The organism is Sinomonas albida, from assembly GCF_004919045.1.
In the GTDB taxonomy this organism is placed as follows: Bacteria; Actinomycetota; Actinomycetes; order Actinomycetales; family Micrococcaceae; genus Sinomonas; species Sinomonas albida.
The window spans coordinates 22,885-45,154 of sequence record NZ_SWDW01000002.1; the positions used below are offsets into that span (position 1 = coordinate 22,885).

At 68.6% G+C, this 22,270-nt stretch carries 20 protein-coding genes; 11 read left to right on the forward strand and 9 right to left on the reverse strand.

The genetic code is table 11. The features are described 5' to 3' along the window. Positions 1-16: 16 nt before the first annotated feature. Complete coding sequence (locus E6A26_RS02010; protein ID WP_136609529.1) at positions 17-232, reverse strand: hypothetical protein; 216 nt, start codon at positions 230-232, stop codon at positions 17-19. A 411-nt stretch (positions 233-643) separates the two neighbouring features. Here E6A26_RS02010 and E6A26_RS02015 point away from each other — a divergent pair, with 411 nt between their 5' ends. From E6A26_RS02015 to E6A26_RS02025, 3 genes are all read left to right on the forward strand, one after another. After that, a complete protein-coding gene (locus E6A26_RS02015; RefSeq protein ID WP_136609530.1) occupies positions 644-2,428 on the forward strand; it encodes an ABC transporter family substrate-binding protein in 1,785 nt (594 codons plus the stop codon). Positions 2,429-2,613: 185 nt separating this feature from the next. Further along, positions 2,614-4,143 carry an ABC transporter permease gene (locus E6A26_RS02020; RefSeq protein WP_136609531.1) on the forward strand — a complete coding sequence of 510 codons (1,530 nt, stop codon included), beginning with the start codon at positions 2,614-2,616 and terminating at the stop codon, positions 4,141-4,143. A gap of 1 nt (position 4,144) precedes the next feature. Then, on the forward strand, positions 4,145-5,362 hold the full coding sequence (locus E6A26_RS02025) for an ABC transporter permease (protein ID WP_136609532.1): 1,218 nt from the start codon (positions 4,145-4,147) through the stop codon (positions 5,360-5,362). Between the two features lie 31 nt (positions 5,363-5,393). Here E6A26_RS02025 and E6A26_RS02030 read toward each other — a convergent pair whose 3' ends face one another. Continuing rightward, positions 5,394-6,020: a PH domain-containing protein gene (locus E6A26_RS02030; RefSeq protein ID WP_136609533.1), complete on the reverse strand. Its 627-nt coding sequence runs from the start codon at positions 6,018-6,020 to the stop codon at positions 5,394-5,396. A 160-nt stretch (positions 6,021-6,180) separates the two neighbouring features. Between E6A26_RS02030 and E6A26_RS02035 the strand changes: the two genes are divergently transcribed. Beyond that, positions 6,181-7,953: an ABC transporter ATP-binding protein gene (locus tag E6A26_RS02035; protein WP_234864963.1), complete on the forward strand. Its 1,773-nt coding sequence runs from the start codon at positions 6,181-6,183 to the stop codon at positions 7,951-7,953. 140 nt (positions 7,954-8,093) lie between these two features. Here the strand turns inward: E6A26_RS02035 and E6A26_RS02040 are convergent, their stop codons facing one another. Continuing rightward, positions 8,094-9,008, reverse strand: coding sequence for an SGNH/GDSL hydrolase family protein (locus E6A26_RS02040; RefSeq protein ID WP_168928650.1), 915 nt, complete (start codon positions 9,006-9,008; stop codon positions 8,094-8,096). A 123-nt stretch (positions 9,009-9,131) separates the two neighbouring features. On the opposite strand from E6A26_RS02040, the gene typA reads away from it, so the two are divergent. After that, complete coding sequence (typA, locus tag E6A26_RS02045) at positions 9,132-11,057, forward strand: translational GTPase TypA (protein ID WP_136609535.1); 1,926 nt, start codon at positions 9,132-9,134, stop codon at positions 11,055-11,057. 304 nt (positions 11,058-11,361) lie between these two features. Here the strand turns inward: typA and E6A26_RS02050 are convergent, their stop codons facing one another. After that, positions 11,362-11,853 (reverse strand): helix-turn-helix domain-containing protein, encoded by a 492-nt coding sequence (locus E6A26_RS02050; RefSeq protein WP_136609536.1) that lies wholly within the window; start codon positions 11,851-11,853, stop codon positions 11,362-11,364. Between the two features lie 58 nt (positions 11,854-11,911). Between E6A26_RS02050 and E6A26_RS02055 the strand changes: the two genes are divergently transcribed. Further along, positions 11,912-13,186, forward strand: a complete 1,275-nt coding sequence (locus E6A26_RS02055) for an MFS transporter (RefSeq protein WP_136609537.1) — start codon at positions 11,912-11,914, stop codon at positions 13,184-13,186. A gap of 24 nt (positions 13,187-13,210) precedes the next feature. Here the strand turns inward: E6A26_RS02055 and E6A26_RS02060 are convergent, their stop codons facing one another. Then, entirely contained in the window at positions 13,211-13,822 is a 612-nt protein-coding gene (locus E6A26_RS02060) for a hypothetical protein (RefSeq protein WP_136609538.1), read from the reverse strand. Positions 13,823-14,037: 215 nt separating this feature from the next. Beyond that, positions 14,038-14,355 carry a putative acetyltransferase gene (locus E6A26_RS17820; RefSeq protein WP_234864909.1) on the reverse strand — a complete coding sequence of 106 codons (318 nt, stop codon included), beginning with the start codon at positions 14,353-14,355 and terminating at the stop codon, positions 14,038-14,040. 178 nt (positions 14,356-14,533) lie between these two features. Between E6A26_RS17820 and fdxA the strand changes: the two genes are divergently transcribed. From fdxA to E6A26_RS02075, 3 genes are all read left to right on the forward strand, one after another. Then, on the forward strand, positions 14,534-14,857 hold the full coding sequence (gene fdxA / locus E6A26_RS17720; protein ID WP_211128904.1) for a ferredoxin: 324 nt from the start codon (positions 14,534-14,536) through the stop codon (positions 14,855-14,857). Between the two features lie 80 nt (positions 14,858-14,937). Then, positions 14,938-16,050 carry a succinyldiaminopimelate transaminase gene (gene dapC / locus E6A26_RS02070; protein ID WP_268815202.1) on the forward strand — a complete coding sequence of 371 codons (1,113 nt, stop codon included), beginning with the start codon at positions 14,938-14,940 and terminating at the stop codon, positions 16,048-16,050. 146 nt (positions 16,051-16,196) lie between these two features. Further along, positions 16,197-17,480 (forward strand): citrate synthase, encoded by a 1,284-nt coding sequence (locus E6A26_RS02075; RefSeq protein WP_136609540.1) that lies wholly within the window; start codon positions 16,197-16,199, stop codon positions 17,478-17,480. A gap of 326 nt (positions 17,481-17,806) precedes the next feature. Here E6A26_RS02075 and galE read toward each other — a convergent pair whose 3' ends face one another. Beyond that, positions 17,807-18,823 (reverse strand): UDP-glucose 4-epimerase GalE, encoded by a 1,017-nt coding sequence (galE, locus tag E6A26_RS02080; protein WP_136609541.1) that lies wholly within the window; start codon positions 18,821-18,823, stop codon positions 17,807-17,809. A gap of 148 nt (positions 18,824-18,971) precedes the next feature. Between galE and E6A26_RS02085 the strand changes: the two genes are divergently transcribed. Beyond that, entirely contained in the window at positions 18,972-19,544 is a 573-nt protein-coding gene (locus E6A26_RS02085; RefSeq protein ID WP_136609542.1) for a TetR/AcrR family transcriptional regulator, read from the forward strand. Positions 19,545-19,605: 61 nt separating this feature from the next. Further along, positions 19,606-20,217, forward strand: a complete 612-nt coding sequence (locus E6A26_RS02090) for a hypothetical protein (RefSeq protein ID WP_136609543.1) — start codon at positions 19,606-19,608, stop codon at positions 20,215-20,217. Between the two features lie 36 nt (positions 20,218-20,253). On the opposite strand, the gene E6A26_RS02095 is transcribed toward E6A26_RS02090, so the two are convergent. Beyond that, complete coding sequence (locus E6A26_RS02095; protein WP_136609544.1) at positions 20,254-21,105, reverse strand: hypothetical protein; 852 nt, start codon at positions 21,103-21,105, stop codon at positions 20,254-20,256. Between the two features lie 81 nt (positions 21,106-21,186). Beyond that, positions 21,187-22,206: a 2,3,4,5-tetrahydropyridine-2,6-dicarboxylate N-succinyltransferase gene (gene dapD, locus E6A26_RS02100; RefSeq protein ID WP_136609545.1), complete on the reverse strand. Its 1,020-nt coding sequence runs from the start codon at positions 22,204-22,206 to the stop codon at positions 21,187-21,189. Positions 22,207-22,270 lie beyond the last annotated feature (64 nt).

The following is a 22,270-nucleotide window of genomic DNA, read 5'->3' on the forward strand; positions in this document are numbered from 1 at the left end:
CCGTTGGCTCCACCCGTTAGTGCCGGCCGTACTTCTTGTGCACGGCCTGGCGCGTCACGCCGAGACTCTGGGCAATCTCCGCCCAGTTCAGCCCCTGGATGCGCGCACGGCGAACCACTGCCGCCTCGGTCCGGTCGGCCGCGCGTCGGAGTTCCCGGGCCGCGGCGAGCGCCTCGCGCGGATCGTCGTCGCCGGTCGCCTGGACGATCTTGAGCACGTCGTCAACCTCCATGGATCACGCCTTCGTCGATTGTCAACACTGGTTGACATCGTACGTCTCGGCCTCTTGGATGGTCAACCCAAGTTGACAAAGTACTGGGAGGGCTCGCGTCGCACCGGGCCCGCGCCTTTCGCTGCTGCGCAGGGGAGCGATTGACGACGGCGGCATACCGCTGGGTAGGCGGCGGAATCGCAAGGGTCCAGTGATTGGTATCTCCCAATCACTGGACCCTGTTCGTGCCCGATCTGAAAGATATGTTGCAGCTCGATAACAACCTTAATCTGAAACGGAGCTTTCGTAGCCAGCTGCCCCGCGCTGTGCGTAGGCTGTGTGACATGTGAGGCGCGCCACGTCCCTGTGTCTGGGGGAGGGCCGTCCGGCCGGATTTCTCCGGCACTACACTCATGGAACCAAGGAGGCGGAATGCGTTTCGGGCGTATTTCCAAGGCGGTGGGGATTGCGGCAGCTGCCGTGCTTGCCCTCAGCGCCTGCGCAACCCAGGGCGGGTCGACGTCACCATCGTCGAGCGGCTCGGCTGCAAAGCAGGGCGGCAGTGCCACTGTTGTCGAGGTGAACGCGTTCAACACGTTCAACTCGAACACTGCGGACGGCAACACGGACATCAACTCCAAGATCAGCTACGCCACCCACTGGGGCTTCTACTACGTCGACAATTCGCTCAAGATTGTCCACAACGAGAAGTTCGGCCACTACGAGAAGACGTCGGACAACCCGCTGACCGTCAAGTACACGTTGAACGACGGCGTCAAGTGGTCTGACGGCACCCCCGTCACGGCGTACGACATCGCGCTTAACTGGGCAGCGAGCTCCTCGTACTTCGATGACGCGAGCCCCGATGGCAAGAAGGGCACGGCGTACTTCTCCACGGCTGGCGACCCGACCGGCCTCAACAACACCAATTTCCCGGATGTCTCGTCGGATGGCAAGACGTTTACCCTGACGTACACCAAGCCGTTCGCCGACTGGGAGACCGCGATCGGCGGCAACAACGGCACGATCGACGTCCCGGCCCACGTGGTCGCCAAGAAGGCCGGCCTCGCTGACGCCAAGGCACTCTTCGACCTCATGAAGGGCATGAAGAAGGGCGATCCGAGCAACCAGCAGCCGGCCAACGAGACGCTCAAGAAGGCCGCTGACTTCTACAACACGGGCTTCGACACGAAGACGCTCCCGTCTGACACGAGCCTCTTCCTCTCGAACGGCCCGTACGTGGTCAAGGACATGGTCGCTGACCAGTCCATGACGCTCGTTCGCAACAAGGACTTCAACTGGGGCCCGACCGCGAACCTCGATCAGATCACGATCCGCTACATCGGTTCTGCTCCGGCGCAGATTCAGGCGCTCAAGAACGGCGAGGCAGACATCATCGCCCCGCAGGCTTCCTCGGACACGATCCAGCAGCTCAAGGCGATCCCGGGCGTGACGGTGAACCAGGGTCACCAGCTCTCCTATGACCACCTCGACCTGAACTTCTACGGCCCGCTGGCCGACAAGGACGTCCGCACGGCGTTCATGCTCACGGTTCCCCGCCAGGACATCGTGGACAAGATCATCAAGCAGATGGACCCGAACGCGAAGCCGCTCGACTCGCAGATCTTCGTTCCGGACCAGGCTCCGTACGCGGACTCGGTCAAGAACAACGGTTCTGCCGACTACCAGCAGGTCAACATCGACAAGGCGAAGCAGCTCCTCGCTGGCAAGACTCCGACCATTCGGATCATGTACAACAAGGACAACCCCAACCGTGTTGACGCCTACACCCTCATCGCGGCAAACGCGGCGAAGGCTGGCTTCAAGATCGTCGACGGCGGCCTCGGCAAGTCTGACTGGGGCAAGGCGCTCGGCAAGGGCGGCTACGATGCCTCGATCTTCGGCTGGATCAACCCGGGCGTCGGCGTCTCGGGCGTCCCGCAGATCTTCAAGACGGGCAACGGCTCGAACTTCAACAAGTTCTCCGATCCGGCGGCGGACGCGCTTATGTCGCAGCTCGTCCAGACCACGGACCAGAGCAAGCAGGTTGACCTCGAGAAGCAGATCGACCAGAAGATCTGGGGCGCGTCCTACGGCGTGCCGCTCTTCCAGGCGGTGGGCGTGGAAGCCTTCAGCGACCGCGTGACGGGCGTAAAGTACATGCCGAACAGCAGCGGCGTGTGGTGGAACTACTGGGAGTGGGCTGCAAAGTCCTAGTTCTCCCTGAGTTCTGATGCTGAGAAGCGCCGGGACCGAGCAATTGGGTTCCGGCGCTTCTCAGCGCCCTCGGCATAACCCGCCACCCCGCCGTAGGCCCCCGCCGACCGCGGGCAAGCCCTAGGCCCCCTGACGAGCTGTCCGGACACCTTTCGGACAGCTGACTTTTAGAGGTACAACGAAACATGGTGACATACGTCGTCCGGCGCCTCATCACCGCAGCATTGATCCTCCTCGGCGCGTCGTTCCTGGTGTACAACCTGACTGCGCTGTCCGGAGATCCGCTCGAGGAATTCCGCGCCAGTAATCAACCCAACGCCGCGCAGCTCATGCAGGCCCGCTCCCAGCTCCTGGATCTGGCGACGCCGGCCCCTATCCGCTACTTCAAGTGGCTCGGTGGAGCCGCCGGCTGCTTCGCGGGCCACTGCGATCTCGGCAAGAACCTGGCCGGCCAGCCGGTGACGCAAGCACTGGGCCAAGCCCTCGTGCAGACCCTGACCCTGGTCACGGGTGCAACCATCCTGGCCATCCTCGTGGGCGTCGCCCTCGGCATCATCACCGCTCTGCGCCAGTACAGCGCGCTCGACTACGGCGTGACGTTCCTGGCGTTCCTGTTCTTCTCGCTGCCGATCTTCTGGGTCGCCGTCCTGCTCAAGGAGTACGGCGCCATCGGCTTCAACAACTTCCTGGCGCACCCGGACATCCCGATTGCGACGGCCCTCGGCGTCGGAATCGTGGTCGGGATCATCGCCGGGGTCGTCTCGGCCGGCTCGGTCCGCCGGCGGCTCATCATCGGGGCGATCGTGTTCGCCTTCGTGACCCTCGTCCTCGAGGTCGCGAGCATCACGCAGTGGTTCCGCTTCCCGGGGCTCGGTCTGGGCGTCATCCTCATCGCCGGCGTCGGCATCGCGTTCGGGGTCACGGTCCTCACGGCCGGTCTGCAGAACCGCCGCGCCCTCTACGCAGCCCTCACGACCGTCGTCATCGGTGTCGCGGCCTACTTCCCGATGCAGCCGCTGCTCAACCTCGCCACGCCGCTCATGATCGTCATCCTCGCCGTGGTGACCGTGGCCGTGGGCATCGCGGTGGGCTACTTCTGGGGCGGCTACGACCGGAGCCAGGGGATGCGCGCAGGCGGCATCACGGCCTTCATCGTCGGTGCCCTCATCATGCTCGACCGCTTCATGCAGTCGTGGCCGGCCTACTTCGACAACGGCCTGGTGCGCGGTCGTCCCATTGCGACGATCGGTGCTGGCACGCCGAACCTCCAGGCCGACTTCTGGTCTTCCGGCATCGACACGTTCACGCACCTCATCCTGCCGACCGTGGCCCTCGTCCTGATCTCGCTCGCGAGCTACACCCGCTACACGCGCTCGTCGATGCTCGAGGTCATGAACATGGACTACATCCGCACCGCGCGCGCCAAGGGCGTGAGCGAGCGGTCCGTGGTCATGCGGCATGCCTTCCGCAACGCGCTCATTCCGATCTCGACCGTCGTCGCCCTCGACATCGGCCAGCTCATCGGCGGCGCCGTCATCACCGAGACCGTGTTCTCGGTGCACGGCATGGGCTTCATGTTCCTCGACGGGATCTCGCACGTCGACCCGAACCCGGTGATGGGCGTGTTCCTGTGCGTCGCCATCACAGCCCTCTTCTTCAATCTCGTTGCGGACCTGATCTACTCCGCACTCGACCCGCGCGTTAGGGTGAAGTGACATGAGCCAGCAGTCTCAGCAGCAAGACGTGACCGCTGCGCCCACAGCCTCGGGAGCAGCGACCGCCGCGCCGGCCGCAGGCATCGAGCCGGTCCTCGAGACCAAGGGCCTGAGCCTCGGCCAGATCGTCCGGAAGCGCTTCTTCGGCCACTCGGGCGCCCTCATCGGTCTCGTGGTCTTCGCGATGATCTTCCTCCTCGCGTTCTCGTCCGAGGGGTGGGGCCCGTTCCCCGGCTGGTGGAAGTACCAGCACGACCAGGTCACGCCGCTCGTCAACGAGGGCGTCCCGACGTGGACGTTGGCACCGTTCAGCTTCGGCGACCACCCCTTCGGACAGGACCGGATCGGTCGCGACCTCTTCGCGATGACGATGCGTGGCGCGCAGCAGTCGATCGTCGTCATGCTCATCATCGGCATCGTCGCCGGGGTCATCGGCGTCGTCGTCGGCTCGCTCGCGGGCTACTTCCGCGGTTGGGTCGAGACGGTCCTCATGCGCCTGACCGACATCATCATCATCATTCCCGTGCTGCTCCTCGCGGCCGTGATGTCGCAGACGGCCGGCCGCCGTGACTCCGGCACGTGGTTCGCGCAGTTCGCCGCAAGCAACGGCGTGGTGGTCCTCGGCATCTTCCTGGGCCTCGTGCTCTGGGTGTCTCTCGCCCGCCTCGTCCGCGGCGAGTTCCTCTCGCTGCGCGAGCGGGAGTTCGTCGACGCGGCCCGCATTTCCGGCGCGTCGAACTTCCGGATCATCTTCAAGCACATCCTGCCGAACGCCATCGGCGTCGTGATCGTCAACGGCACGCTCATCATGTCCTCGGCGATCCTGCTCGAGACGGCGCTGAGCTACCTCGGCGTCGGCGTGAAGGCCCCGGACACCTCGCTGGGCCTCCTCATCTCGCAGAACCAGGAGGCGTTCGCCACGCGTCCGTGGCTCTTCTGGTGGCCGGGCCTGTTCATCGTGCTCATCTGCCTCAGCATCAACTTCATCGGCGACGGCCTGCGCGATGCGTTCGATCCGCGCCAGAAGAAGTTCAATGCCAAGAAGGCCAAGAGCCGCGGGGCGCACGGCAGTGCCGTTGCCGCTGGCGCTTCCCCTGCAGCCGAGCCCTCCCTCGAGGTCGGTACGACCGTGAGCTCGGTGACCTCGGAGGTCCCGGACACCGAGGCATTCGGCGGTGCGCCGGAGCGCGCCGAGGATGGCAAGGGCGGGACCGCCTGAGGTGATCCGCTGGGCAGCTCCGGCCCGCCGGTCAGGCGGTGAGCGTCACGATGGTCGCGGCAACGAGCACGAGGGCAACCGCGAGAATGCCCCACGCCGCTCCGCGCAGAACGGGCGTCTCGCCAGCCTGCCCGCCGGTGACGGCGCCGCGCTCCACCTGCTCCGCCCAGCGGCGGCGCACCAGAAGGGCGGCCTGGCCGGAGACGGTCTGCGGGAGGTCGCCGGGGCGGACGGACTGCGACGGGCCGTAGGCGCTGGCTGGGAGGCCCCTGATGTTCTCGGGGCGCGCATGGCGCGCTCCGAGGACGCCGGGCGCCGGGGCCGCCCAGGACGAGAAGCGGCCGGATTCCGTCACGAGCGTGAGCGCGTACTTCGTGTCCACGTAGGCGAGCGCCTCCCACGGCACGCCGATGCGGCGCAGGGGGTTGACGAGCTCGACGCCGGAATCGCTCACCACGACGGCGGGGCGCCAGAAGAGCGCCCAGCCGGCGAACGCCATGAGCACGAGGGGTGCCGAGAAGCGGAGCCCCGCGAAGCCGGTCTGGGCCACGGTGACCACGGTCCCGAACGCGGCAAGCGCCCACAGGAGAATGGCCAGCGCCTTGTTGCTGCGGGCCTTGAAGACGTCGACGGGACCGGCATGCTGCAGAGCGCTCATGCCACCCATAATTCAGGATTCCGCCCCGGGGGCCAAAGCGCCCGGCGGGGGCGGTGCACGGAAGGAAGAGCAGAGGATGACTGAGAACCTCGGCATGGCAGGAAAGTCGCGCCGGCCCGCGAAGGGCGGTGGCATCGGGGGCGATCTGGTCAAGGGCCAGATGGTGCTCGAGGTCAAGGACCTGAGCGTCGATTTCGGCGTCGAGAAGGAGTGGGTCCCGGCGGCGATCAACCTCAATTACGAGGTGCGCGCAGGCGAGGTCCTCGCCATCGTCGGCGAGTCCGGCTCGGGCAAGTCCGCGAGCTCGATGGCCCTCCTCGGCCTCCTGCCCTCGAACAGCCGCGTCGCCGGCAGCGTGAAGCTCGCGGGTCAGGAGCTTCTCGGCAAGGATCGCACGGCGATCCGCCGGGTCCGCGGCAACGACGTCGCCGTGATCTTCCAGGAGCCGATGACGGCGCTCAACCCCGTCTACACGATCGGCAACCAGATCATCGAGACGATTCGCCTCCACAATCCGGTCTCCCCGGACGAGGCGAAGGCCCGCGCGATCAAGATGCTCGAACTCGTCGAGCTCCCCGACCCGGAGAAGGCTTTCAAGTCCTATCCGCACCAGCTCTCGGGCGGCCAGCGTCAGCGCGCCATGATCGCCCAGTCGCTCTCGTGCGATCCGAAGCTCCTCATCGCCGATGAGCCCACGACCGCGCTCGACGTGACCGTCCAGGCCGAAATCCTCGACCTGATGCGCCACCTGAAGGACAAGCTCAACAGCGCCGTCATCCTCATCACGCACGACATGGGCGTGGTCGCCGACCTCGCCGACCGCATCGCGGTCATGCGCCGTGGCGTCATCGTCGAGTCGGGCACCGCCGAGCAGATCTTCCACGACCCGAAGCACGAGTACACCCAGGCCCTGCTTGCCGCCGTGCCGCACCTCGGCCAGGGCTCCGAGTCGGAGTCCGAGGTCGACATCACGGCGGCACTCGCAGCCGCCACGCACGCGGAGCTCGAGGCGGTCGAGATCTCGGAGCTCGCCGAGCGCGAGAAGGAGAACCTCGAAGCGCTGGCCCAGGCCGAGGCCGCGGTCGAGCGTCGGGGCACGCCCGTCCTGGAGCTCAAGGACGTGGCGATCGAGTACCCCAAGCAGGGCCGCGTTCCGGCCTTCCGGGCCGTCGAGGGCGCGAACCTCGTCGTGTACCCCGGCCAGGTGGTCGGCCTCGTGGGCGAGTCCGGTTCGGGCAAGACGACGATCGGCCGTGCCGCCGTGGGCCTCCTCCCGGTCGCCGAGGGCTCGCTCAAGGTCGGCGGTCGCGAGATCTCGACCCTCAAGAAGAACTCGAAGGAGCTCCACGACGTCCGCCGCTCGGTCGGCATGGTGTTCCAGGATCCCTCGTCCTCGCTCAACCCGCGTCTCCCCATCGGCGAGTCGATCGGCGAGCCGATGTTCCTCGCAGGGGTCGCGAAGGGGGCAGACCTGCAGAAGCGGGTCGAGACGCTCCTCGACCAGGTCGAGCTGCCGCGGGCTTACCGAAACCGCTACCCGCACGAGCTCTCCGGCGGCCAGAAGCAGCGCGTCGGCATTGCCCGCGCGCTCTCGCTCAAGCCGAAGCTCATGGTCGCCGACGAGCCGACGTCCGCGCTCGACGTCTCGGTCCAGGCCAAGGTCCTCGAGCTGTTCCAGGCGCTCCAGAAGGAGCTCGGCTTCGCGGCCCTGTTCGTGACGCACGACCTCGCCGTGATCGACGTGCTCGCCGACCACATCTGCGTCATGCAGCGCGGCAAGATCGTGGAGCAGGGCTCGCGCGACCAGATCCTGCGCAACCCGCAGGAGGCTTACACGCAGCGGCTCCTCGCGGCCGTCCCCCTCCCGGACCCGGAGAAGCAGCGCGAGCGCCGCGAGCTGCGCGAGCTCCTGCTCGCGAGCGGCATCGAGTAGCCGGCACTTCGGCGGCGGCAGCTCTCAGGCGTCGCCTCCGCGGGAAGTCCCCTTCACGCGGAAAGAGTCACCCTCAAGATGACTTCTCAAGCACTAAGGGGACTTCGCTCCGGAACCGAAGCGCCGCCACACGAAGGGGTTCAGCTGAGGCTGAGCCCCTTCGCCGCGACGGCCGCAGCCAGCACGGGCGCGAGGCGCGCCTTGCCGGCGGGCTTGAGGTGGACGCCGTCCGCGAGCAGGTCCGCGAGGCCGTACCGCGAGATCCAGTCGCCGCAGGCAATGAACGGCACGCCGAGCTGCGCCGACGTGCGCCCGAGGAGGGCATCGACCTCGGGACGCCGCCCGCCGCCGTCGGCCGCTGACTTCGCGAGGGTGCCGATCACAAGCGTCTTGGCGGAGGGATAGCTGCGCGCTAGCTCCTTCAGGAGCGAAGCCTCGCCGTTCACGATCGCCGCGTCCGTGGAGCCTCGCGACGCGTCGTTGCCGCCGCCCTGGACCACGACGAGGCCGGGCCTTCCGTGGGGGAGGAGCCAGTCGCCGAGGCGGAGCGCGTCGACGTAGTCGTGCACGGGCGGGTTCGACACCGTGAAGCCGGTCCCGCCGCGGCCCGCGAAATAGACCGTGTAGCCGGCCTGCTCGAGGCCGCGCCGCACCCAGCTGTCCGTCGGCTCGGACTGGGAGTCGCCGATGAGCACGGCGGTCCGCGCGAGGCTCCCGAGCACGACCTCGCGACGCCCGTCTGACGGGTTGAAGTAGACGGAGCCGAGCGGGAGCTGGTCCGGGGACGCGCTGCTGAACCCCTTGGGCAGGCTCGTGCTGAGGGCGAGCGGCACGATGCCCGGCGTCGGATCCTGGCGCGTGGGAGCGGACGACGGCGCGTGGTCGCCCGCCGCCGTCCCGGCCGTCGGGGCCGCGCACCCGGTCGCGGTAAGGACCGCGAGGAGGACAGCCGCCGGCGCCGCGCGCCGGGCGCAGGAAAACGGGGCGACGGCCCGCGCGATTCGCGGGCCGAGTGGGCTGCTCAGGTCCATCCGGCCCTCCACGGGATTCGGCACTCGTGGATCCATCGTAAAATGGAAACGCTGGCCCTCAAGAGGGTCTGTTCCGTTGTGCCTCCAGCCGTTCGAGCTTTGCCAGGCGCCGGATCCTCGCGAACCACCGAATCGAGCCCGAAGCGAATGACTGAAACTGTGTCCACCGCGTTCCGTACCGACCTCCGCAACGTTGCCATCGTGGCGCACGTCGACCATGGCAAGACGACCCTCGTCGACGCGATGCTCAAGCAGACCAACTCGTTCGCCGCGCACAGCGCGGTCGAGGACCGCGTCATGGACTCCGGCGACCTCGAGCGCGAGAAGGGCATCACGATCCTCGCCAAGAACACGACCGTCCTCTACGGCGGTCCTGCGGCGGCGGAGGTCGGCGAGCCCGGCGGCATCCTCATCAACGTCATCGACACCCCCGGCCACGCCGACTTCGGCGGCGAGGTCGAGCGCGGCCTTTCGATGGTCGACGGCGTGGTGCTCCTCGTCGACGCGTCCGAGGGCCCGCTCCCGCAGACGCGCTTCGTTCTCCGCAAGGCCCTCGCCGCGCACAAGCCCGTGATCCTCGTGGTCAACAAGACCGACCGGCCCGATGCGCGCATCGACGAGGTGGTCCACGAGACCATGGACCTCCTCCTGGGCCTCGCCTCGGACCTCGCGGATGAAGTTCCCGACCTCGACCTCGACAAGGTCCTCGACGTCCCGGTCGTGTACGCCGCCGCCCGCGCGGGCGCGTCGTCGCTCGAGCAGCCCGCGGACGGGACCGTGCCGGAGAATGAGAACCTCGAGCCGCTCTTCGAGACGATCATCAAGCACATCCCCGCGCCGACGTACGACCCCGCGGGCGTCCTCCAGGCCCACGTGACGAACCTCGACGCGTCGCCGTTCCTTGGTCGCCTCGCGCTCCTGCGCATCTACAACGGCACGCTCCGCAAGGGCCAGCAGGTCGCGTGGGCCCGCCACGACGGCTCGATCAAGACGGTCAAGATCACCGAGCTCCTCGCCACGAAGGCGCTCGAGCGCGTGACCGCCGAGTCCGCCGGCCCGGGCGAGATCGTCGCCGTCGCCGGCATCGAGGACATCACGATCGGTGAGACGCTCACGGACGTCGACAACCCGCAGCCGCTCCCGCTCATCACGGTCGACGACCCGGCCATCTCCATGACCATCGGCATCAACACGTCCCCGCTCGCGGGCCGCGTGAAGGGCGCGAAGGTCACCGCGCGCCAGGTCAAGGACCGCCTCGACAAGGAGCTCATCGGCAACGTCTCGATCCGCGTCCTTCCGACCGAGCGCCCCGACGCCTGGGAGGTCCAGGGCCGCGGTGAGCTCGCGCTCGCCATCCTCGTCGAGCAGATGCGCCGCGAGGGCTTCGAGCTCACGGTCGGCAAGCCGCAGGTCGTCACCAAGCGCGTCGACGGACACGTGCACGAGCCCATGGAGCACATGACGATCGACGTCCCCGAGGAGTACCTCGGCGCCGTGACGCAGCTGCTCGCCGCCCGCAAGGGCCGCATGACCAACATGTCGAACCATGGCACCGGCTGGGTCCGCATGGAGTTCATCGTCCCGTCGCGCGGACTCATCGGCTTCCGCACGAAGTTCCTCACGGACACCCGCGGCGCGGGCATCGCGTCCTCGATCTCCGAGGGCTACGAGCCGTGGGCCGGCGAGATCGAGTACCGCACCAACGGCTCGCTCATCGCTGACCGCGCGGGCGTGGCGACGCCGTTCGCCATGATCAACCTCCAGGAGCGCGGGACGTTCTTCGTCCAGCCCACCGCCGAGGTCTACGAGGGCATGATCGTGGGCGAGAACTCGCGCGCGGACGACATGGACGTGAACATCACCAAGGAGAAGAAGCTCACCAACATGCGCTCTTCGACCGCGGACAACTTCGAGGGCCTCACGCCGCCGCGCACCCTCACGCTCGAGGAGTCCCTCGAGTTCGCGCGCGAGGACGAGTGCGTGGAGATCACGCCGGAGGACATCCGCATCCGCAAGGTGATCCTCGACGCCAACGAGCGCCTCAAGGCCAGCCGGTCGCGCTCGCGCTCCTAGGACGCAATAGCTGGGGGTCGCTGAGCCAAAACAGCGACTCCCAGGAGAGCGGACGACGGCGGGTGCCCACCCGCCGTCGTCCGCTCTTCCCGTTGTCGCGCGTCCCGTCCCGACCTTGTTTCGGCGCACGACCCGGCCCACGGCGGCGCGTCGCGCGGCATGTCGCGACTGAGGAGGCCGAAACGAGGTCGCGATGGCACAGCGGTGGCGCCAGCCGGCCGCGCGCCCGATCCTGAGCACCGCGCAACGCTCCGGCAGCAGAGAGCGCCAGAAGAGAACGGACGACGGCGGGTGCCCACCCCTGTCAGTCGGCGCTCGGGTCCTGGTGATGGGCGATCATGAGCGAGGTCGCGCGGCCGTCCGGGTCGCTCGGCAGCGCGGCGTACTCGTCGATGACCGCGCGGAGCTTGGCGATCATGGCCTGACGATGGTCCTCGTTGAGCTTGAGGCCAAGGCGCCACACCTCGATGTCCTCGGGCGGGAGCGCAGCGGTCTCCTGGACGAAGGTCTCGATGAGGATCGGGGCGACGTCGTCGACGTGCTGGCCCCACGAGCGACGGGTTGCGAGGTAAGGGACCTCGCGCGAGCCGCGCCGTCCGCGCCGCTCGGCCTGCGGCTCGAGGAAGCCGGTGGCCACGAGCGTCCTCACGTGGTGCAGCGTCGACGCGGGATTGAGCCCGAGGAGGTCCGCGATTTCCTTGTTGCTGCGCGCGTGATGGAGGCACAGCCGCAGGATGCGCAGCCGCAGGGGAGAGCTGAGCGCACGGCCCTTGGCGGCCTCGTCGGACTCGGACATGGAACCACTGTACCCGCGAGTGATTGACAGTTCCCAATCACTCGCGCACACTGACGGCATGCCACTTCCCTCCGCGGAGCGCAGCACGGTGACACCGCTCATCCGGCGCCCCTCGTTCCTCGCGTTCTGGACCGGCCAGGGAGTGAGCCAGGTGGGTGTCCAGCTCGGCCAGCTCGCGCTCCCGGTCCTCGCCGTGAGCCTGCTCGGCGCGGGGGAGATGGACCTCGGCGTGCTCAACGCGGCGTCGATGGCCGCGTTCCTCGTGGTGGGGCTTCCCGCGGGGGCCTGGGTGGACCGGTGGCTCAAGCGCCGCACCATGATCCGCGCGGACCTCGTGCGCATGGCGGCGATGCTCGCCGTCCCGGTCCTGTGGTGGTCCGGCCGGCTCGAGATGTGGCACCTGTTCCTCGTGGCGGCAGTGGTCGGGGTGGCCACGGTGTTCTTCGATGTCGCGTATCAGAGTTACATCCCGCTGCTCGTGGACCGCGAGCTCGTCGCGGACGCGAACGGCAAGCTCGAGGCCACCGCCCAAGTCTCGCGGCTCGGTGGCCCTGCCCTGGGCGGCTTCCTGCTGACGCTCGTGAGCGCGCCCGTGCTCTTCGCGGGGGAGGCCGGCGGCTACCTCGTCTCGGCGCTGTGCCTCACCCGCGTGCGGGACTCCGAGACGAGGCCGGAGCGCGTCGAGGGGAGCAGCCTTCTCCGCGAGATCCGCGACGGGGCGGGCTTCGTGATCCACCACTCGCTCATTCGCCGCATCGTCGCGAGCACGGCGACGGCCAACCTCTTCTCTGCGATCACGTACGTGCTCATGCCGATCGTCATCCTGCGCGAGCTCGACTTCGGGCCGGTGGGCCTCGGCGTCATCCTCTCCATCGGGTCGGTGGGCGGGATCATCGGGGCGCTCGCGAGCCCACGCCTCGCGGCGTGGATCGGCGAGGGCCCACTCCTGCCGCTCGGGCTCCTGGTGGGCAGCGCCGCCGTCGTCCTCTTTCCGCTCGCGCTCGCCGCCGGGCCGGGCCCGCTCGCGCTCGTCCTGCTGAGCGCGGGCGAGTTCCTGATGAGCTTCGGTGTCATCGTCTACAACGTCATGCAGGTGAGCATGCGGCAGCGCGTGTGCCCGCCGCGCCTGCTCGGCCGCATGAACGCGTCGATCCGGTGCGTCGTGTGGGGCGTCATGCCGATCGGGAGCCTGCTGGGCGGCTGGCTCGGCGAGCGGATCGGGGTGGCCCCGACGCTGTGGGTCGGCGTCGCGGGCGCGGTGCTCTCCTGCGTCCCGGTGGCCGTCGGCCCGTTCTTCCGCCTCCGGAGGCTGCCGGACGCGGAGGGGGAATGAGGCCACGCCCGCGCTGATTGGCTGTCAGGCCACGGCCGGGGCGGGCCCGCGGCCTGCGGGTGCCTCGAAGACCGTCCACGAGCCGGGGACACGATTCGTGACGCCGTGCTCGACGTCGCTCACCAGGAGTTCGGACCACGAGGCGCGCACGAGCGCGATCTCCGTCCCCGGATCCGCGGGAATGAGGCCGAGGATGAGCGAGAGCGGGGGAGCTGTGAGCGTGAGGGCCGCGGCGGCGCGGCCCGTGCGGTCGGCGAGGATCTGGCATTCGGCGGACTGGACGGTCCAGAGCGTCTGGCGGCCGCGCTGGAGGGCGCCGTCGGCTGTCCGCACGACGAGTTCGAGGACGGCGCCGAAACGCGCGCCGGCGTGGATGGCGGTCGCGCCGGCGCGCCCGAGGAAGTCCTCGGTCGCCTCGACGAGCAGGCCACGCTCGACGAGCGATGCGGCGAGGGCCGAGAAGCGCGGGACTCGCTGTCGCCGATCCTGGGGCAGGATCTCCCGGACTGTGTAGGACGGGATCGGCTGGACAGGCGGCGCCGGCTGGACAAGCGCCGGCTGGACAGGGGCCTGATGGACGGGGGACTGGTGCTTGGTGGCCGGGCTTAACGCCACGAGCCGCTCTCTGATGGACATGGCTGGGCTCTGCTTTGGTGTGTGGGGTGGGACTCTTGACGTCGGGCGTCTGACTTCGATGTCGTTGCCTGCCTCCCAGCAGCAGCGCACGCGGGGCACCTCGAGGGCTTCCGCTGCCTGGCACGCCGGGGCAAAGCTGCCCCGAGTGCCAATAAATCATCTCGATGGATAAATCCTAGCCCGAGCGATGTTAATCACACAAGCGAAGCGTGCTCCTACTTCCCTGACACCGTGTGACGGCGCGCCGGCGGCGGGGGTACCGGCTTGGCGGCGACGATCGCCTCGAGACGGACGACGGCGTCTCCGCGCCGGGTGCGGATGGTTGCCTCCGCGTCGGTCAGCGCGACGAGTTCCCCGAGTGCGTCGGTGAACCCGCCGTCGATGCGGTGGCGCACGACGACGCGGGTGCCCACCGCGAGCGAGGCGAGGGCAGCCGCTGCGGGATTGGTGCCGGCTGCGGACTCTGCTTGGCCCGCGGCCTCCGCGGGGCCTCCAGGGGTGCCGGGCGTGAGGGGCTGATCCGGAATGGGCACGCGTCCATGGTAGGTCGGCCGATGCTACGCCGTATGACGAACCCGGGTGCTATGCGACGCGCCCCAGGTCGGGCCGTGTGGATTGGCGTGTGCGAGCGGGGCGATAATGGGTTCGTCCGGCCGGCACGACTCAGGGCGGACAGGTCTATCAGCGAAATTCGTCAGAAGGTGTGCAGCAGTGACATACGTGATCGCGCAGCCGTGCGTGGATGTGAAGGACAAGGCCTGCGTCGAGGAGTGCCCGGTCGACTGCATCTACGAAGGCGAGCGGTCCCTCTACATCCACCCCGACGAATGCGTCGACTGCGGCGCGTGCGAGCCGGTCTGCCCCGTCGAGGCGATCTACTACGAGGACGACGTCCCCGACGAGTGGTCCGACTACTACAAGGCCAACGTCGAGTTCTTCGACGACCTCGGCTCGCCGGGTGGCGCTGCGAAGCTGGGCAATACGGGCAAGGACCACCCCCTTGTGTCCGCCCTGCCGCCGCAGAACCAAGACTGAGCGTGCAGAGCGGCAGCGGCGCGGCGGAGGCCCGCGAGACCTGGGCCGGCCTCGACACGGAGCGCGCGTTCGGCCTCGATCTGCCCGACTACCCGTGGGAGGCGATGGCGCCGTACCTCGAGAGGGCAAGGCAGCACCCCGGGGGAGTCGTCAACCTCTCGATCGGGACCCCCGTCGACCCCACCCCGGAGCTCGTCCAGGACGCGCTCCGCGCCGCCGCGGACGCTCCGGGCTACCCCACCGTGCACGGCACGCCGGGCGTCCGGCAGGCCGTGGTCGACTGGTTCGCCCGGCGCCGCGGGGTCGAGGGCCTCGATGAGCAGGCCGTCATGCCGACAATCGGCTCGAAGGAACTCGTGGCCTGGCTTCCGTTCCTGTTGGGCCTCGGCCCGGGGGACGTTGTAGTCCGCCCGCGCGTCGCTTACCCCACCTACGACATCGGCGCGCGGCTCTCCGGCGCGACGGCCGTCGCGGCGGACAGCCTCGAGGAGCTCGACGCCGCAACCCGCGCGCGCGTCCGCCTCGTCTGGCTCAACTCGCCCGCGAACCCGACCGGCGCCGTCCGCGGCGTCGAGGAGCTGCGCACCGTCGTCGACGACGCCCGCGGCTTGGGCGCCCTCGTCGCGTCCGACGAGTGCTACGCAGAGCTGGGCTGGGGCGACTGGGACGTGCAGCGGGGCGGCGACGCCGTGCCGTCCGTCCTCGACCCGCGCGTGAGCGGCGGCGACTTCACGCGGCTCCTGAGCGTGTACTCGCTCAGCAAGCAGTCCAACCTCGCGGGATACCGCGCCGCGTTCGTGGCGGGCGCGCCCGAGCTCATGCCGAACCTCGTCAACAGCCGCAAGCACGCGGGCATGATCATGCCGTACCCCGTGCAGGAGGCCATGCGAGTGGCCCTCGGCGACGACACCCACGTCGAGGCGCAGAAGGACCGCTACCGCTCCCGGCGGGAACGGCTCGTGCCCGCGCTCGAGGAGTTCGGTCTGCGGATCAGCCACTCGGAGGCGGGCCTCTACCTGTGGTCGACCGCGGGTGAGGACACCTGGGATACGGTGGGGCGCCTAGCCGAGCGGGGCATCGTCGTGGGCCCCGGCGTGTTCTACGGCGACGATGGCAAGGGCTTCGTCCGCGTGGCCCTCACCGGCACCGACGAGCGTGTGGACGCCGCCGTCGAACGCCTCACGCAGTCCTAGCGCGCCGCGCGCACGGGCCGCCGCGCTCCGGCGCGGCGGCCTCTCAGGTCCGCCGGGATCGGCGGGACGGGGCGTACCGATTAGTCGGCGGCGCGCCCTCGGGAGTAGTTTTGGACTGTTGCGAGCTTACCCATGTAAGGGGAACCATGACTGAGAAGAACGGTGCCACCCTGCGCCATGACGGCGGGGAGCTGACCCTTCCCCGCATTGCCGCGGTCGAAGGCAACGACGGCTACGACGTGTCGAAGCTTCTGAAGGCGACGGGGGCGGTCACGTTCGACCCCGGCTTCATGAACACGGCGGCGACCACCTCGTCCATCACATTCATCGACGGCGACGAGGGCATCCTCCGCTACCGCGGCTACCCGATCGAGCAGCTGGCCCAGCACTCGAGCTTCCTGGAGGTCTCCTACCTCCTCATCTACGGCAACCTGCCGACGCCCACCCAGCTCGACGAGTTCGACCAGAAGATCCGGCGCCACACGCTGCTCCACGAGGAACTCAAGAGCTTCTTCGCGGGCTTCCCGCGGGACGCGCACCCGATGCCGGTGCTGTCCTCTGCGGTGTCCGCCCTCTCGACCTTCTACCAGGACTCGTTGGACCCGTTCAACGAGGAGCAGGTCGAGCTCTCGACGATTCGCCTCATGGCGAAGCTTCCCGTGATCGCGGCGTACGCGCACAAGAAGTCCATCGGGCAGGCGCTGCTGTACCCGGACAACTCCATGAACCTCGTGGAGAACTTCCTGCGGCTTTGCTTCGGCCTGCCGGCCGAGCCGTACGAGATGGACCCGCTGGTGGTCAAGGCGCTTGACCTTCTGCTCGTCCTCCACGCGGACCACGAGCAGAACTGCTCGACCTCGACCGTGCGCCTCGTGGGCTCCGCGAACGCGAACATGTTCGCGTCCGTCTCCGCGGGCATCAACGCGCTGTTCGGCCCTCTCCACGGCGGCGCGAACGAGGCCGTGCTCAACATGCTCCGCCGCATCCAGGCCGAAGGCATCAAGCCCGAGGACTACATGGAGAAGGTCAAGAACAAGGAAGACGGCGTCCGGCTCATGGGCTTTGGGCACCGCGTCTACAAGAACTACGATCCGCGCGCCAAGATCATCAAGGCGACGGCGCACGAGATCCTCGGCAAGCTCGGCGGCAACGACGAGCTCCTCGACATCGCAATGCGGCTCGAGGAGAAGGCCCTTGCGGACGACTACTTCATCCAGCGCAAGCTGTACCCGAACGTGGACTTCTACACGGGCCTCATCTACAAGGCGATGGGCTTCCCCGAGAAGATGTTCACGGTCCTCTTCGCGATCGGCCGGCTCCCCGGCTGGATCGCCCAGTGGCGCGAGATGATCAAGGACCCGCAGACCAAGATCGGCCGCCCGCGGCAGCTCTACATCGGCGAGCCGGAGCGGGACTACCCGGTCCGCTAGCCCACCCCCATCCGTCTCGGGTACAGATAATCCCCTCCCTGAGCGTTTCGGGTACAGATAATCGCCTCCCTGATGGTTTCGGGTACGGATAATCTCACCTGAGATCATTCCGGGTACGACGACGCCGGCCCTCGCCTTCGCGATGAAGGTGAGGGCCGGCGTCGTTCGTCTTGTGCAGAAGAATTCGCGTACCCGAGATGGTGCGGGACGCGATTATCTGTACCCGAGATGGTGATGGGCGGGGTTATCTGTACCCGAGATGGTGATGGGCGGGGTTATCTGTACCCGAGATGGTGATGGGCGGGGTTATCTGTACCCGAGACGGGCTAGGCGGTTGCGTAGCCCATCGGGTTGTTCTTCTGCCACCGCCAGTGGTCCTCGCACATCTGTGCCACGGTCCTCGTGGTGGACCAGCCGAGGTCGGCCAGAGCGGAGGAGGGGTCGGCCCAGAACGCGGGCAGATCGCCCGCGCGGCGTGCCACGATCTCGAACGGGATCGGCGAGCCGACGGCAGCCTCGAAGGCCCGCAGCATCTCGAGGACCGACGTGCCCTGACCCGAGCCGAGGTTCCACCGGAACACGCCGGCGTGGTCCTCGAGGTACCGCAGCGCGGCAGCATGGCCCTCCGCGAGGTCGACGACGTGGATGAAGTCGCGCTGGCAGGTCCCGTCCGGCGTTTCGTAGTCGCCGCCGAAGACCATGAGCTTCTCGCGCCGACCCACGGCGACCTGCGCGATGAACGGCATGAGGTTGTTCGGGATGCCCTGCGGGTCCTCGCCGATGCGGCCCGACGGGTGGGCGCCCACCGGGTTGAAGTAGCGCAGGAGTGCGATATGCCATCGGCTGTCCGAGGCACCGAGGTCGCTCAGGATGTCCTCGATCTGCTCCTTCGTGCGGCCGTAGGGGTTCATCGCCCCGATCTCCATCTTCTCCACGTACGGGTACGGGTTGTGCTCCCCGTAGACGGTCGCGGAGGAGGAGAAGACGATCGAGCGGACATCGTGGCGGTCCATCGACCGCAGGAGCGCGATCGTGCCGGCCACGTTGTTGTAGTAGTAGTCGAGCGGGATGGTCACGGACTCGCCGACGGCCTTCAGGCCCGCGAAGTGGATCACGGCCTCGGGGGAGTGCTCGTCGAAGACGGCGTCGAGCGCCTGCTCGTCGGTGATGTCCGCCTTGACGAATGCGGCCTCGCGGCCTGCGAGTTCGCCCACGCGCAGCAGAGCCTCCTGGCTCGAGTTCGCCAGGTTGTCCACCACCACGACGTCATGCCCCGCTTCGAGGAGTGTCAGGACGGTGTGGGAGCCGATGTAGCCGGTGCCGCCGGTCACGAGGATTCGCATGGGTCCATCCTACGGGGGCGCCTCCCGCGCCTCGCGGTCGGTCGGGCTCGTCGGGCGGTCTCCGGCGCTGGCCTCCGGGCTGGGCCACCACGTGGAAGCACGGCCGTGCTGTCACGGGCTGGCCGCAAAGCTGTGCTAGACAGTATGGGTGCCCAGATTCGTCGACGCGGCCGCGCGCCGTCGTGAGATCGTCGAGGCCGTCAAGCGGATCGTGGCCGCAGACGGGCTTGCGCGAGTGTCCCTCCGCGAGGTGGCCGGCGAGGCCGGACTCGTGGTCGGCTCAGTCCGCCACTACTTCGAGACCGCGGAAGAGCTGCGAGTCTACGCGTTCTCCGCGGTCGCCGAGGCCGTGGCGGAGCGGGTCGAGACCCAGGACGACGTCGTAGCCCAGCTGTGCCAACTCCTTCCGCTCGATGAAGAGCGCGCGGTCGACCTCTGCGTCTTCACGGCGTTCCGCCTCGCGGCCCGCACGGACCCGGCCCTGCTGCCGGTCGCGGACGCCGCGCACGCTCGCGTCGCCTCGGCCATCGGCGGCTCGGTCCTCGATGCGATGCCGGGCGCGGACCGCGAGCAGCTCGTCGCCGAGGCCGAGCGCCTGCTCGCGACCGCGGACGGGCTCGCCCTCCATGCCCTCGTGCACGGGCGGTGGCTCGACGCGGACCTGTGTCTCGCCGTCGTCCGCGCCCAAGCCGCGACAATTGGGCCGAGCCCGACTTTGTGACCCGGAATACACTGGGATTGCGAACTGTCGCGGGACGCGACTGGACGCGAGGAGTCGAACCATGCACCAGACAGATGGGCCGGGGTGGCGCATCACGATGGACACCTCCGGCCCGATGCTGCTTGCCCTGTATCTCAAGGACAGCGCCGGGCTTGTGGGAGCCGGGCTCCCTCCTCTGGCCCCCGCCCAGCCGAGGATCAGGGAGTCGGACCATCACCAGCTGACCCAGCACGTCGGAGGCCTTGGCGCCCTGCGGCGTGAGTGGGAGGTCTGGTGGTCGGGGCTCGTGGAGAACCACCCCGAAATGGTCCCCGAGGCCTCGCCCCCCGGCTTCGAGGCGTTCAGCGAGGCGCCAGCCCTCCAGCGATCCCTCCAGGCGCACTTCGGCGCCGCCCTCACCTGGGCGCGCGAGCGACGCTCCGACTACGAGCGCCTCGAGGCACAGCGCCGGGCGCGCGGCGACCTGCGCGTGCTGCGGGAGATTGTCGTCGACTGCCAGCTCGAGGTCGGCCCGGACGCGAAGGACTTCAGCCTCACCATCATCGAGCTGCCTCTCGCCGAGGAGCGGGCATGGCTCGTGACCACGGACAAGGTGATCATGAGCCAGTCGCTCATGGACGACCCCGAGGTGCTGCGGAGCTACCTCACGCCCGTCATCGAGATGATCGTCTGACGGCGCGCGGGCGGGCCGGCGAGCGACCCGAGGATCCTACGGCGCCGCCGCGAGGGTGATGACGACGACGCCGGGCTGGGTCTGGGCATCGGTCCAACCCTTGTTGCCGTCCCGGACCCAGGCCTGGCCGTCGACGTCGACCCGCGCCACCGAGAGCCCCTTCGCGTTCGCGACGGCCCACTGGGCGACCGACCATGCGAGCGAGTTGTCCGCCCGGACAGTGACAGTCTGCCCCGCTGCCACGCTCGCCGGGGTGGCGCCGTAAGCCTGGCTCAGGGCCGAGCGCAGCGCACCGGGATCGCCTGCCGCCTCGGGCTTGCGGAGGGCGCAGTCCAGGGAGGCATGAGAATTGCCCGTGAGCGCGGACGCGTACGCGCGCCCGAGGTCCTCGTGCTGCGAGTACGCCTCCGGGTACGCGGAGCGCTGGACCTTCTGCGCGGCCTCCGTGATGGTCAGCGACTCGTAGTTCGGGATCTTCACGAGCGCGTCGTAGAAGGCATTCGTGGCGTAGACGGGGTCCATGAGCTGTTCTTCGGTGCCCCAGCCCTGCGAGGGCCGCTGCTGGAAGAGCCCGCGCGAATCCGGCCCTGCGTGGTCCCCATAGTTGATGTTGCGGAGCTTGGCCTCCTGCATCGCCGTCGCGATCGCGATGGTCGCTGCGCGGGCGGGCAGCCCCCGCCGTACGGCGACCGCCGTGATGAGCGAGGCGTTCGCGGTCTGGTCCGTCGCGAGGCTCTCCTTGGTGCCGTTCACGATCGCCGTGCAGCCCTCGACGACCGGCGCGTCGCCGCGGTTCATCACGAGCGAGGCAATGTAGACACCGACGCCGGCGAGCACGAGCGCCACCACGAGGGTGAGCGTCCGGCGCACAGCGCGGGCCTTGGCCATCAGGAAGCTCCTAGCTGGTCGCGCCGGACCCGAGGCGGGCCCGGCGCGGCGTCGGGGATTGGAGAGTCGTGGTCCGAGAGGTCAGTTGGCGTGCAGGGCCTCGTTGAGCGCGACCGTCTGTCCATTGCGCGGGAGCGCCTCGACCTGGCCGTTCGTGGAGTTGCGGCGGAAGAGGAGGTTCGGCTGCCCCGAGAGTTCGGCAGCCTTGACCACCTTCTCGGCGTTCTCGCCGAACGCGTCCTTGAAGCCGCTGATCCGCACGCGCGTTCCGGCCGTGACGTAGAGGCCTGCCTCGACCACCGAGTCGTCCCCGATCGAGATGCCCACGCCCGAGTTCGCGCCGAGCAGCACGCGCTCGCCGAGCGTGATGCGCTCCTTGCCGCCGCCCGAGAGCGTGCCCATGATCGACGCGCCGCCGCCTACGTCCGAACCGTCGCCCACCACGACGCCCGCCGAGATGCGGCCCTCAACCATCGACGTGCCGAGGGTGCCCGCGTTGTAGTTCACGAATCCTTCGTGCATCACGGTCGTGCCCTCCGCGAGGTGCGCGCCGAGGCGCACCCGGTCGGCGTCCGCGATGCGCACGCCGGACGGGATGACGTAGTCGACCATGCGGGGGAACTTGTCGACGCCGTACACCGTCACGGGACCGCGGGCGCGGAGCCGCGCGCGCGTGGACTCGAAGCCGGCAGGCAGGCACGGACCGAAATTCGTCCAGACCACGTTGGGGAGCTTGCCGAAGATCCCGTCGAGGTTGATCGTGTTCGGCTTCACGAGGCGGTGCGAGAGCAGGTGGAGGCGCAGATACGCGTCCGCGGTGTCCGCCGGTGCCTGATCGAGATCGATCTGCACGAAGACGACCTTGAGCTGCGTGCCGCGCGCGGCGTCCTCGCCGGCTTGGGCGGCCGCGACGAGCTCGCCCGGGGCAGCATCCACGACCGACTCGTCGCTCAGGTGCTCCGCCGCGGTGCCGAGCGCGGGCGCGGGGAACCAGACGTCGAGCACCGTCGCCTCGGCGGCCCCGTCGCCGCCGGGCGCGACGGCGATCGTGGCGAGGCCGAAGCCGTGGGCAGAGCGGGATGCGGCGGGGGATTCAGTCATGCTGCAAGTCTATCGAGGGGCCCGACCACGAGCCGAACGGCGTCATGTCCCGGACTATGCTGCT

Coding starts and splice junctions, on each gene's coding strand:
- E6A26_RS02060 (WP_136609538.1), bottom strand. CDS start 13,822: ATGTCCATCAGAGAGCGGCTCGTGGCGTTAAGCCCGGCCACCAAGCAC.
- dapD (WP_136609545.1), bottom strand. CDS start 22,206: ATGACTGAATCCCCCGCCGCATCCCGCTCTGCCCACGGCTTCGGCCTC.
- E6A26_RS02075 (WP_136609540.1), top strand. CDS start 16,197: ATGACTGAGAAGAACGGTGCCACCCTGCGCCATGACGGCGGGGAGCTG.
- typA (WP_136609535.1), top strand. CDS start 9,132: ATGACTGAAACTGTGTCCACCGCGTTCCGTACCGACCTCCGCAACGTT.
- E6A26_RS02035 (WP_234864963.1), top strand. CDS start 6,181: ATGGTGCTCGAGGTCAAGGACCTGAGCGTCGATTTCGGCGTCGAGAAG.
- E6A26_RS02020 (WP_136609531.1), top strand. CDS start 2,614: ATGGTGACATACGTCGTCCGGCGCCTCATCACCGCAGCATTGATCCTC.
- E6A26_RS02090 (WP_136609543.1), top strand. CDS start 19,606: ATGCACCAGACAGATGGGCCGGGGTGGCGCATCACGATGGACACCTCC.
- E6A26_RS02055 (WP_136609537.1), top strand. CDS start 11,912: ATGCCACTTCCCTCCGCGGAGCGCAGCACGGTGACACCGCTCATCCGG.
- E6A26_RS02050 (WP_136609536.1), bottom strand. CDS start 11,853: ATGTCCGAGTCCGACGAGGCCGCCAAGGGCCGTGCGCTCAGCTCTCCC.
- E6A26_RS02095 (WP_136609544.1), bottom strand. CDS start 21,105: ATGGCCAAGGCCCGCGCTGTGCGCCGGACGCTCACCCTCGTGGTGGCG.
- E6A26_RS02030 (WP_136609533.1), bottom strand. CDS start 6,020: ATGAGCGCTCTGCAGCATGCCGGTCCCGTCGACGTCTTCAAGGCCCGC.
- E6A26_RS02025 (WP_136609532.1), top strand. CDS start 4,145: ATGAGCCAGCAGTCTCAGCAGCAAGACGTGACCGCTGCGCCCACAGCC.
- galE (WP_136609541.1), bottom strand. CDS start 18,823: ATGCGAATCCTCGTGACCGGCGGCACCGGCTACATCGGCTCCCACACC.
- E6A26_RS02015 (WP_136609530.1), top strand. CDS start 644: ATGCGTTTCGGGCGTATTTCCAAGGCGGTGGGGATTGCGGCAGCTGCC.
- E6A26_RS02010 (WP_136609529.1), bottom strand. CDS start 232: ATGGAGGTTGACGACGTGCTCAAGATCGTCCAGGCGACCGGCGACGAC.